Below are 10176 nucleotides of genomic sequence, written 5' to 3'. Positions count from 1 at the left end.
ATATCCGCTAGCGCCCGCCCCCCCACGCCCCGCCGTGACGTTTCTGCAAAGGGAGAAGGGGTCAGCCCGCGTCTTCCTCGCGGACGGCGCGGCGCGCGTCAGGGTTCAGCACGCCCCAGCTGATCAGCTGCTCGGTGAGGATCGACGGCGACTGGTCGTAGATCACGGCCAGGGTGCGCAGGTCGTCCTGGCGGATCGAGAGCACCTTGCCGTTGTAGTCGCCGCGCTGGCTCTGGATGGTGGCCGCGTAGCGCTGCAGCGGGCCGGCCTTCTCCGACGGAACCTGGGTCAGTCTCTCCAGGTCGAGGACCAGGCGCGGCGGCGGCTCGGCCGCACCACCGGGGGTGCCGCCGGGCAGCAGCTCCTGCACCGGCACGCCGTAGAACTCCGCCAGCTCGGCGAGGCGCTGCACGGTGACGGCGCGGTCGCCACGCTCGTAGGAGCCGACGACGACGGCCTTCCAGCGACCCTGGGACTTCTCCTCGACGCCGTGCAGGGAGAGCCCCTGCTGAGTGCGGATGGCCCGGAGCTTCGCCCCGAGTTGCTTCGCGTAGTCGCTGGACATTGATCTCCCCGGACAATATTGCTTCGCGTGCAGTGAAGAGCCACGAGAGCGCGGGTGGTGACCGCGGACCGTTCGTCCGAACCGGTGGGTACGGCGCCGGTCCCGTAACTCACTGTGAGGTTACGTAGAGTGAGGTAGTCGCGTCAAGCCGAATGGGGCAGTCGTGCGAATAGTGCGGCGGCAGGCCGCCGATCTGCCCCCGGGGTGCGGGCTGACCTGCGGGGACGGCAAACGGAACGGTGCCCTCCCAGGGGGTGGGGGCCGCACTGATAGCATGGGCGCGGCCCCGGTGCGCCGGGCGCCAATCCCAGACATCCTTTAAGACCCGTCCCGTGAGGCGGGGAAGGAGGTCCGCTTCGGCATGACCACAGACGGAACCACTGCGCCGCGTCCGCCCCACCAGGTGCTGGACGCCACCGACATCGCCCGGGTCGTCACCCGGATCGCCCACGAGATCGTGGAGCGTGCCAAGGGTGCCGAGGACGTCGTCCTGCTCGGCATCCACACCCGCGGTGTCCACCTCGCCCGCCGGCTGCACGCCCGGCTGACGCAGATCACCGGCCGCGACATCCCGCTCGGCACCCTGGACATCACGATGTACCGGGACGACCTGCGGCTGAAGCCGGCCCGCGCCCTGGAGCACACCGAGATCCCGGCCTCCGGCATCGACGGCAAGCTGGTCGTCCTCGTCGACGACGTGCTCTTCTCCGGCCGCACCATCCGCGCCGCGCTCGACGCCCTCAGCGACATCGGCCGCCCGCGCGCCGTCCAGCTCGCCGTCCTGGTCGACCGCGGCCACCGCGAGCTGCCCATCCGCGCCGACTACGTGGGCAAGAACCTGCCCACCTCGCTGCGCGAGGCCGTCCAGGTGCAGCTCGCCGACAGCGACGGCCGCGACGCCGTCCTCGTCGGCGACCGCGACTACACGGCCCGTTCCACCCAGGCGCTCGCCGCCGAACCGCACCTTCCGGAGTGACCCGCGTGAAGCGCCACCTCGTCTCCACCGCCGACCTCGCCCGCGACGACGCCCTGCTCATCCTGGACACCGCCGAGGAGCTCGCCCAGCTCTCCGGACGCGCCGTCAAGAAGCTGCCGACCCTGCGCGGCCGCACCGTCGTCAACCTCTTCTTCGAGGACTCGACCCGCACCAAGACCTCCTTCGAGGTCGCCGAGAAGCGGCTCTCCGCCGACGTCATCAACTTCTCCGCCAAGGGCTCCTCGGTCTCCAAGGGCGAGAGCCTCAAGGACACCGCGCTCACCCTGCAGGCCATGGGCGCCGACGCGGTCGTCATCCGGCACCACGCCTCCGGCGCGCCGGCCCGGCTCGCCCAGTCCGAGTGGCTGCACGGCAGCGTCATCAACGCCGGCGACGGCACCCACGAGCACCCCACCCAGGCCCTGCTCGACGCCTTCACCATGCGCCGCCACCTCAACCCCGGCCCCGGCCGGGACCTCGCCGGCCGCCGGATCACCATCGTCGGCGACGTCCTGCACAGCCGGGTCGCCCGCTCCAACGTGCACCTGCTGACCACGCTCGGCGCCGAGGTCACCTTCGTCGCCCCGCCCACCCTGGTGCCGATCGGCATCGAGAACTGGCCCTGCCAGGTCAGCTACGACCTGGACGCGGTGCTGCCGAAGACCGACGCACTGATGATGCTCCGCGTCCAGCGCGAGCGGATGAACGCCGCCTTCTTCCCCACCGAGCGCGAGTACTCCCGCCGCTACGGCATGGACGGCATCCGGATGGCGCAGCTCCCCGAGCACGCCATCGTGATGCACCCCGGCCCGATGGTCCGTGGCATGGAGATCACCGCCGAGGTCGCCGACTCGCCGCGCTGCACCGTGGTCGAGCAGGTCGCCAACGGCGTCTCCATCCGGATGGCCGTCCTCTACCTGCTGCTCGGCGGAGCCACCCTCGCCGACAGCCCCCGCACCGACTCCTCGGAGACCGCCCAGTGACCAGCTACCTGATCCGCAACGCCCAGATCCTCGGCGGTGCCCCCAAGGACATCCACATCGCCGACGGCGTCGTCCGGGAGATCGGCGAGGGCCTGACCGTCGAGGCGGACGTCGACATCGACGCCCACGGCCTGATCGCCCTGCCCGGCCTGGTCGACCTGCACACCCACCTGCGCGAGCCCGGCCGCGAGGACGCCGAGACCGTCCTCACCGGCACCCAGGCCGCCGCCAAGGGCGGCTACACCGCCGTCCACGCGATGGCCAACACCTTCCCCGTCGCCGACACCGCCGGCGTCGTCGAGCAGGTCTGGCGGCTCGGCCAGGAGTCCGGCTACTGCGACGTGCAGCCGGTCGGCGCCGTCACCGTCGGCCTGGAGGGCAAGAAGCTCGCCGAGCTCGGCGCCATGCACGACTCCGCGGCCGGGGTCCGGGTCTTCTCCGACGACGGCAAGTGCGTCGACGACGCGGTCATCATGCGCCGCGCCCTGGAGTACGTGAAGGCCTTCGACGGCGTCGTCGCCCAGCACGCCCAGGAGCCCCGCCTCACCGAGGGCGCCCAGATGAACGAGGGCCAGGTCTCCGGCGAGCTCGGGCTCGGCGGCTGGCCGGCCGTCGCCGAGGAGTCGATCATCGCCCGCGACGTGCTGCTCGCCGCGCACGTCGGCTCCCGCCTGCACGTCTGCCACGTCTCCACGGCCGGCTCGGTCGAGATCGTCCGCTGGGCCAAGGCCAAGGGCTGGAACGTCACCGCCGAGGTCACCCCGCACCACCTGCTGCTCACCGACGAGCTGGTGCGCACCTACGACCCGGTCTACAAGGTCAACCCGCCGCTGCGCACCGCCGCCGACGTCGAGGCGCTGCGCGCCGCGCTCGCCGACGGCACCATCGACGCGGTCGCCACCGACCACGCCCCGCACCCCGCGGAGGACAAGGACTGCGAGTGGGCGGTCGCCGCGATGGGCATGGTCGGCCTGGAGACGGCGCTCTCGGTCGTCCAGCAGACGATGGTGGACACCGGCCTGCTGAACTGGGAGGCCGTCGCGGACCGGATGTCCTACCGCCCGGCGCGGATCGGCCGTCTCACCGGCCAGGGCCGCCCGATCTCGGTGGGTGAGCCGGCGAACCTGGTGCTCTTCGATCCCGCGTACCGTGGTGCCGTGGATCCCGAGAGCTTCGCCACCCGCAGCCGAAACACCCCCTACCGCGGCCTCGACCTGCCCGGACGCGTGCACGCGACCTTCCTGCGCGGCCGCGCGACCGTGCTGGCCGGCGAGCTGGCCGACCGGGACGGGCTGGCGTGACCGGCCTCGCCGCCGAGCAGGCCAGGGTCACCAACTGGCCCGGTTACATCGGCTGGACGGTCGGCCTGCTGATCCTGATCGCCCTGGTCTACTGGCTGATGCGGCAGGGCTGGAACTGGCGCCGGACGCTGCAGTCCGAGCTGCCGCCGCTGCCCGCCGCGCCCGCCGACCCCGGGGCGCCGCTGCTGCGGGCGAAGGGCCGCTACCACGGCTCCACCACGGCCGGTAACTGGCTGGACCGGGTCGTCGCGCACGGCCTCGGCACCCGCAGCCTGGCCGAGCTGACCCTGACCGAGCAGGGACTCCTGGTCCGCCGCCCCGGCGACGAGGACCTGTGGATCCCCGCCGCGGCGCTGACCGGCGCCCGGCGCGACTCGGGCATCGCGGGGAAGGTCGTCCCCGCCGGGCTGCTGGTCGTCACCTGGAACCACCGGGGCACCGCCCTGGACTCGGGCTTCCGGGCCGACCACCCCGACGAGCACACCGCCTGGGTCGAGGCGGTCGAGGCTCTGACCGAACGAACGAAGACGAAGAAGACGGAAGAGGCCGCCCCATGACCGCACCTGCCCCCACCACGCCTCGCACCAGGCGGGAGCGAGTGCCCGCCGTGCTCATCCTGGAGGACGGCCGGACGTTCCGCGGCCAGGCGTACGGCGCCGTCGGCGAGACCTTCGGCGAGGCGGTCTTCAACACCGGCATGTCCGGCTACCAGGAGACCCTGACCGACCCGTCGTACCACCGCCAGGTGGTCGTGATGACCGCCCCGCAGATCGGCAACACCGGCTGGAACGACGAGGACGACGAGTCCAAGCAGATCTGGGTCGCCGGGTACGTCGTCCGCGACCCCGCCCGGGTCGCCTCCAACTGGCGCTCCCGCCGCTCGCTGGACGAGGAGCTCGCGAACCAGGGCGTCGTCGGCATCAGCGGCATCGACACCCGGGCGCTCACCCGCCACCTGCGCGAGCGCGGCGCGATGCGCGTCGGCATCTTCTCCGGCCCGGCCCTCGCCGACGAGCAGGCCCTGCTCGCCCGGGTGCTGCAGGCGCCCGAGATGAAGGGCGCCGACCTGTGCGCCGAGGTCGCCACCACCGAGCCCTACGTCGTCCCGGCGATCGGCGAGAAGAGGTTCACCGTCGCCGCCCTGGACCTCGGCATCAAGGCGATGACCCCGCAGCGGATGGCCGAGCGCGGCATCGAGGTGCACGTGCTGCCGGCCAACGCCACGATCGAGGACGTCTACGCGGTCGCCCCCGACGGCGTGTTCTTCTCCAACGGCCCGGGCGACCCGGCCACCGCCGACCACCAGGTCGAGGTGGCGCGCGGCGTGCTGGAGCGGGGCACCCCGTTCTTCGGCATCTGCTTCGGCAACCAGATCCTCGGCCGCGCCCTGGGCTTCGGCACCTACAAGCTCAAGTACGGCCACCGCGGCATCAACCAGCCGGTGCAGGACCGCACCACCGGCAAGGTCGAGGTCACCGCGCACAACCACGGCTTCGCCGTGAACGCGCCGCTGGACCGGGTCAGCGACACCCCGTTCGGCCGCGTCGAGGTCTCCCACGTCTGCCTCAACGACGACGTGGTCGAGGGCCTCCAGTGCCTGGACACCCCCGCCTTCTCGGTGCAGTACCACCCGGAGGCGGCGGCCGGCCCGCACGACGCCGCGTACCTCTTCGACCGCTTCGTCAACCTGATGGCCGGCGCCCCGGCCCGTACCACCGCTGGGAGCTGACCCGTGCCGAAGCGCACCGACATCAAGTCCGTCCTGGTGATCGGCTCCGGCCCGATCGTCATCGGCCAGGCGGCGGAGTTCGACTACTCCGGCACCCAGGCCTGCCGCGTCCTCAAGTCCGAGGGCCTGCGCGTCGTCCTGGTCAACTCCAACCCGGCCACGATCATGACCGACCCGGAGATCGCCGACGCCACCTACGTCGAGCCGATCACCCCGGAGTTCGTCGAGAAGATCATCGCCAAGGAGCGCCCCGACGCGCTGCTGCCGACCCTCGGCGGCCAGACCGCGCTCAACACCGCCATCTCCCTGCACCAGGCGGGCACCCTCGACAAGTACGGCGTCGAGCTGATCGGCGCCGACGTCGAGGCGATCAACAAGGGCGAGGACCGCGACCTCTTCAAGGGCGTCGTCGAGGCCGTCAACGCCAAGATCGGCCACGGCGAGTCCGCCCGCTCGGTGATCTGCCACTCGATGGACGACGTCCTCAAGGGCGTCGAGACCCTCGGCGGCTACCCCGTCGTCGTCCGCCCCTCGTTCACCATGGGCGGCGCCGGCTCCGGCTTCGCCCACGACGAGGAGGACCTGCGCCGCATCGCCGGCCAGGGCCTGGCCCTCTCGCCGACCACCGAGGTGCTCCTGGAGGAGTCCATCCTCGGCTGGAAGGAGTACGAGCTGGAGCTGATGCGCGACAAGCACGACAACGTCGTGGTCGTCTGCTCCATCGAGAACTTCGACCCGATGGGCGTCCACACCGGCGACTCCATCACCGTCGCCCCGGCGATGACCCTCACCGACCGCGAGTACCAGATCCTCCGCGACATCGGCATCGCCGTCATCCGCGAGGTCGGCGTCGACACCGGCGGCTGCAACATCCAGTTCGCCGTCAACCCCGAGGACGGCCGGGTCATCGTCATCGAGATGAACCCGCGCGTCTCCCGCTCCTCGGCGCTCGCCTCCAAGGCCACCGGCTTCCCGATCGCCAAGATCGCCGCCAAGCTGGCCGTCGGCTACACCCTGGACGAGATCCCCAACGACATCACCGAGCAGACCCCGGCCTCCTTCGAGCCGACGCTCGACTACGTCGTCGTCAAGGTCCCGCGCTTCGCCTTCGAGAAGTTCCCGTCCGCCGACGCCACCCTCACCACCACCATGAAGTCGGTGGGCGAGGCGATGGCGATGGGCCGCAACTTCCCCGAGGCGCTCAACAAGGCGCTGCGCTCGCTGGAGAAGAAGGGCAGCCAGTTCTCCTGGGCCGGCCCCCTCGGCGACAAGGCCGAGCTGCTCGCCAAGGCGGTCGTCCCCACCGACGGCCGGATCAACACCGTCATGGAGGCGATCCGGGCCGGCGCCACCCCGGAGGAGGTGTTCGAGTCCACGAAGATCGACCCGTGGTTCGTCGACCAGCTCTTCCTGCTCGACGAGATCGCCGGCGAGCTCGCCGAGGCCGAGAAGCTCACCCCCGAGCTGCTCCGCCACGCCAAGCGGCACGGCTTCTCCGACCAGCAGATCGGCGAGATCCGCGGCCTGCGCCCGGACGTCGTCCGCGAGGTCCGGCACGCCCTCGGCATCCGTCCGGTCTTCAAGACCGTCGACACCTGCGCCGCCGAGTTCGCCGCCAGGACCCCGTACTTCTACTCGTCCTACGACGAGGAGACCGAGGTCGCCCCGCGCACCAAGCCCGCGGTGATCATCCTCGGCTCCGGCCCGAACCGCATCGGCCAGGGCATCGAGTTCGACTACTCCTGCGTGCACGCCTCCTTCGCGCTCGCCGAGGCCGGGTACGAGACCGTGATGGTCAACTGCAACCCGGAGACCGTCTCCACCGACTACGACACCTCCGACCGGCTCTACTTCGAGCCGCTCACCCTGGAGGACGTCCTGGAGATCGTCCACGCCGAGCAGCAGGCCGGCCCGCTTGCCGGCGTCATCGTCCAGCTCGGCGGCCAGACCCCGCTCGGCCTCGCCCAGGCGCTCAAGGACAACGGCGTTCCGATCGTCGGCACCCAGCCCGAGGCGATCGACCTCGCCGAGGAGCGCGGCGCCTTCGGCCGCGTGCTGCGCGACGCCGGCCTGCCCGCCCCCAAGCACGGCACCGCGTTCTCCTTCGACGAGGCCAAGGCCATCGCCGACGAGATCGGCTACCCCGTGCTCGCCCGCCCGAGCTACGTGCTCGGCGGCCGCGGCATGGAGATCGTCTACGACGAGGCCTCGCTCGCCTCCTACCTGGAGCGCCACGCCGGCCTGATCTCCGAGCACCCGGTGCTCATCGACCGCTTCCTCGACGACGCGGTGGAGATCGACGTCGACGCCCTCTACGACGGCACCGAGCTCTACCTCGGCGGCGTCATGGAGCACATCGAGGAGGCCGGCATCCACTCCGGCGACTCCGCCTGCGCGCTGCCCCCGATCACCCTCGGCGGCTACGACATCAAGCGCCTGCGCACCTCCACCGAGGCGATCGCCCGCGGCGTCGGCGTCCGCGGCCTGATCAACATCCAGTTCGCGCTGGCCGGTGACATCCTCTACGTGCTGGAGGCCAACCCGCGCGCCTCCCGCACCGTGCCGTTCACCTCCAAGGCGACCGCCGTGCCGCTGGCCAAGGCCGCCGCCCGGATCTCGCTCGGCGCCACCATCGCCGAGCTCCGCCAGGAGGGCCTGCTGCCGGCCGAGGGCGACGGCGGCACGCTGCCCGCCGACTGCCCGATCTCCGTCAAGGAGGCCGTGCTGCCCTGGTCGCGCTTCCGCGACGTGGCCGGCCGCGGCGTCGACACCGTGCTCGGCCCCGAGATGCGCTCCACCGGCGAGGTCATGGGCATCGACCGGGTCTTCGGCACCGCCTACGCCAAGTCCCAGGCCGGCGCGTACGGCGCCCTGCCCACCAAGGGCAAGGTGTTCGTCTCGGTCGCCAACCGCGACAAGCGCAACCTGGTCTTCCCGGCCCGCGCGCTCGTCGAGCTCGGCTTCGAACTGCTCGCCACCACCGGCACCGCCGAGGTGCTGCAGCGCGGCGGCATCCCCGCCACCGTGGTGCGCAAGCACAGCGAGGGCGAGGGCCCGAACGGCGAGAAGACCATCGTCCAGCTGATCCACGAGGGCGCGGTCGACCTGATCATCAACACCCCGTACGGCACCGGCGGCCGCCTCGACGGCTACGAGATCCGCACCGCCGCCGTCTCGCGCGGCGTCCCCTGCCTGACCACCGTCCAGGCGATGGGTGCGGCCGTCCAGGGCATCGACGCGCTGCACCGCGGCGACGTCGGCGTCATGTCGCTCCAGGAGCACGCGGCCCTGATCAACGCCGGCCGCAAGTAGTCCGACCACCGTGGGGGGCACCGGAGACCTTGGTGCCCCCCACACCCTCCCCTCCCGCCGCCCGACCACCGCCCCTGTTGGACGGGCTTCGCCCGACGACCCCAACAGGAAGGGCGCTGTGTACAAGCTCCTGTTCGACCTGGTCTTCAAGAAGATGGACCCGGAGAAGGCCCACCACCTCGCCTTCTTCTGGATCCGGCTGGCCGCCTCCGTCCCGGGCCTGCGGCAGCTCGTGAAGGCCGTCCTCGCCCCGCGCGACCCCGCGCTGCGCACCACCGCGCTCGGCCTGGACCTGCCCGGCCCGTTCGGCCTCGGCGCCGGCTTCGACAAGGACGGCATCGGCATCGACGGCCTGTCGATGCTCGGCTTCGACTTCGTCGAGATCGGCACCGTCACCGGTGAGCCGCAGCCCGGCAACCCCGCCCCGCGGCTGTTCCGGCTGATCGAGGACCGCGCCCTGATCAACCGGATGGGCTTCAACAACCAGGGCTCCGCCCGGGTTGCCGCCCGCCTCACCGGCCGGATCCGCGCCACCGGCACCCCGATCGTCGGCATCAACATCGGCAAGACCAAGGTCGTCGAGGAGGCCGACGCCACCGAGGACTACCTGAAGTCCACCCGGCGCCTCGCCCCGCACGCCGACTACCTGGTCGTCAACGTCTCCTCGCCGAACACCCCCGGCCTGCGGAACCTGCAGGCCGTGCAGATCCTCGGCCCGCTGCTGTGGGACGTCCGCAAGGCCGCCGACGAGGTCACCCCGCACCACGTCCCGCTGCTGGTGAAGATCGCCCCCGACCTCGCCGACGAGGACATCGACGAGATCGCCGACATGGCCCTCACCCTCGGCCTGGACGGCATCATCGCCACCAACACCACCATCGGCCGCGAGGGGCTCGCCACCGACGCCGCCCGGGTCGAGGAGATCGGCATGGGCGGGCTCTCCGGCGCGCCGCTCAAGGCCCGCTCGCTGGAGGTGCTGCAGCGGCTGCGCGCCCGCACCGAGGGCCGCCTGGCGATCATCTCGGTCGGCGGCGTCGAGACGGCCGAGGACGCCTGGCAGCGGATCGTGCACGGCGCCGACCTGGTGCAGGGCTACAGCGCCTTCGTCTACGAGGGGCCGTTCTGGATGCGGCGGGTCCACAAGGGCCTCTCCGCGCGCCTGAAGGCCTCCGGGTACCGGACGATCGCCGACGCCGTCGGCACCGCCAAGGCGTAGCGCCCGCGCCCCTGGCGGTGCGCCCGGGGCGCGCCGCCGCCGACGCACATGGTCTCCAGGCCGAACTGCTTGTCGTGCCACTGGAGGGAGTTGA

Annotated in this window: 8 protein-coding genes; 7 read left to right on the top strand and 1 reads right to left on the bottom strand. The window is 71.7% G+C overall.

Annotation, left to right across the window (positions count from 1 at the left end):
* Window positions 1-61 precede the first annotated feature (61 nt).
* Window positions 62-565 (bottom strand): transcriptional regulator, encoded by a 504-nt coding sequence (locus ABZ641_RS16945; protein ID WP_014134541.1) that lies wholly within the window; start codon window positions 563-565, stop codon window positions 62-64.
* A 361-nt stretch (window positions 566-926) separates the two neighbouring features.
* Between ABZ641_RS16945 and pyrR the strand changes: the two genes are divergently transcribed.
* The 7 genes from pyrR (at window position 927) to ABZ641_RS16910 (ending at window position 10082) form a co-directional block, all read left to right on the top strand.
* Window positions 927-1541: a bifunctional pyr operon transcriptional regulator/uracil phosphoribosyltransferase PyrR gene (gene pyrR / locus ABZ641_RS16940; RefSeq protein WP_344624218.1), complete on the top strand. Its 615-nt coding sequence runs from the start codon at window positions 927-929 to the stop codon at window positions 1539-1541.
* 5 nt (window positions 1542-1546) lie between these two features.
* Window positions 1547-2524 carry an aspartate carbamoyltransferase catalytic subunit gene (locus ABZ641_RS16935; RefSeq protein WP_344624219.1) on the top strand — a complete coding sequence of 326 codons (978 nt, stop codon included), beginning with the start codon at window positions 1547-1549 and terminating at the stop codon, window positions 2522-2524.
* Complete coding sequence (locus ABZ641_RS16930; protein ID WP_344624220.1) at window positions 2521-3825, top strand: dihydroorotase; 1305 nt, start codon at window positions 2521-2523, stop codon at window positions 3823-3825. Before ABZ641_RS16935 ends, ABZ641_RS16930 begins: the two co-directional genes overlap by 4 nt.
* A complete protein-coding gene (locus ABZ641_RS16925) occupies window positions 3822-4382 on the top strand; it encodes a hypothetical protein (protein WP_344624221.1) in 561 nt (186 codons plus the stop codon). Before ABZ641_RS16930 ends, ABZ641_RS16925 begins: the two co-directional genes overlap by 4 nt.
* Window positions 4379-5554, top strand: a complete 1176-nt coding sequence (gene carA, locus ABZ641_RS16920; protein ID WP_344624222.1) for a glutamine-hydrolyzing carbamoyl-phosphate synthase small subunit — start codon at window positions 4379-4381, stop codon at window positions 5552-5554. Before ABZ641_RS16925 ends, carA begins: the two co-directional genes overlap by 4 nt.
* Window positions 5555-5557: 3 nt before the next feature.
* Entirely contained in the window at window positions 5558-8866 is a 3309-nt protein-coding gene (carB, locus tag ABZ641_RS16915; protein ID WP_359982619.1) for a carbamoyl-phosphate synthase large subunit, read from the top strand.
* A 118-nt stretch (window positions 8867-8984) separates the two neighbouring features.
* Window positions 8985-10082 (top strand): quinone-dependent dihydroorotate dehydrogenase, encoded by a 1098-nt coding sequence (locus ABZ641_RS16910; RefSeq protein WP_359982616.1) that lies wholly within the window; start codon window positions 8985-8987, stop codon window positions 10080-10082.
* Window positions 10083-10176: the final 94 nt, after the last annotated feature.

Origin of the sequence: Kitasatospora sp. NPDC007106, assembly GCF_040634455.1 — a bacterium.
Taxonomy (GTDB): Bacteria; Actinomycetota; Actinomycetes; order Streptomycetales; family Streptomycetaceae; genus Kitasatospora; species Kitasatospora arboriphila.
The sequence above is the reverse complement of the archived record's forward strand: the minus strand, read 5'-3'. Positions and strand labels throughout refer to the sequence as shown.

Excerpts from the sequence above, each read along its gene's own strand:
- ABZ641_RS16945 (WP_014134541.1), bottom strand. The coding sequence starts at position 565 with ATGTCCAGCGACTACGCGAAGCAACTCGGGGCGAAGCTCCGGGCCATC.
- pyrR (WP_344624218.1), top strand. The coding sequence starts at position 927 with ATGACCACAGACGGAACCACTGCGCCGCGTCCGCCCCACCAGGTGCTG.
- carA (WP_344624222.1), top strand. The coding sequence starts at position 4,379 with ATGACCGCACCTGCCCCCACCACGCCTCGCACCAGGCGGGAGCGAGTG.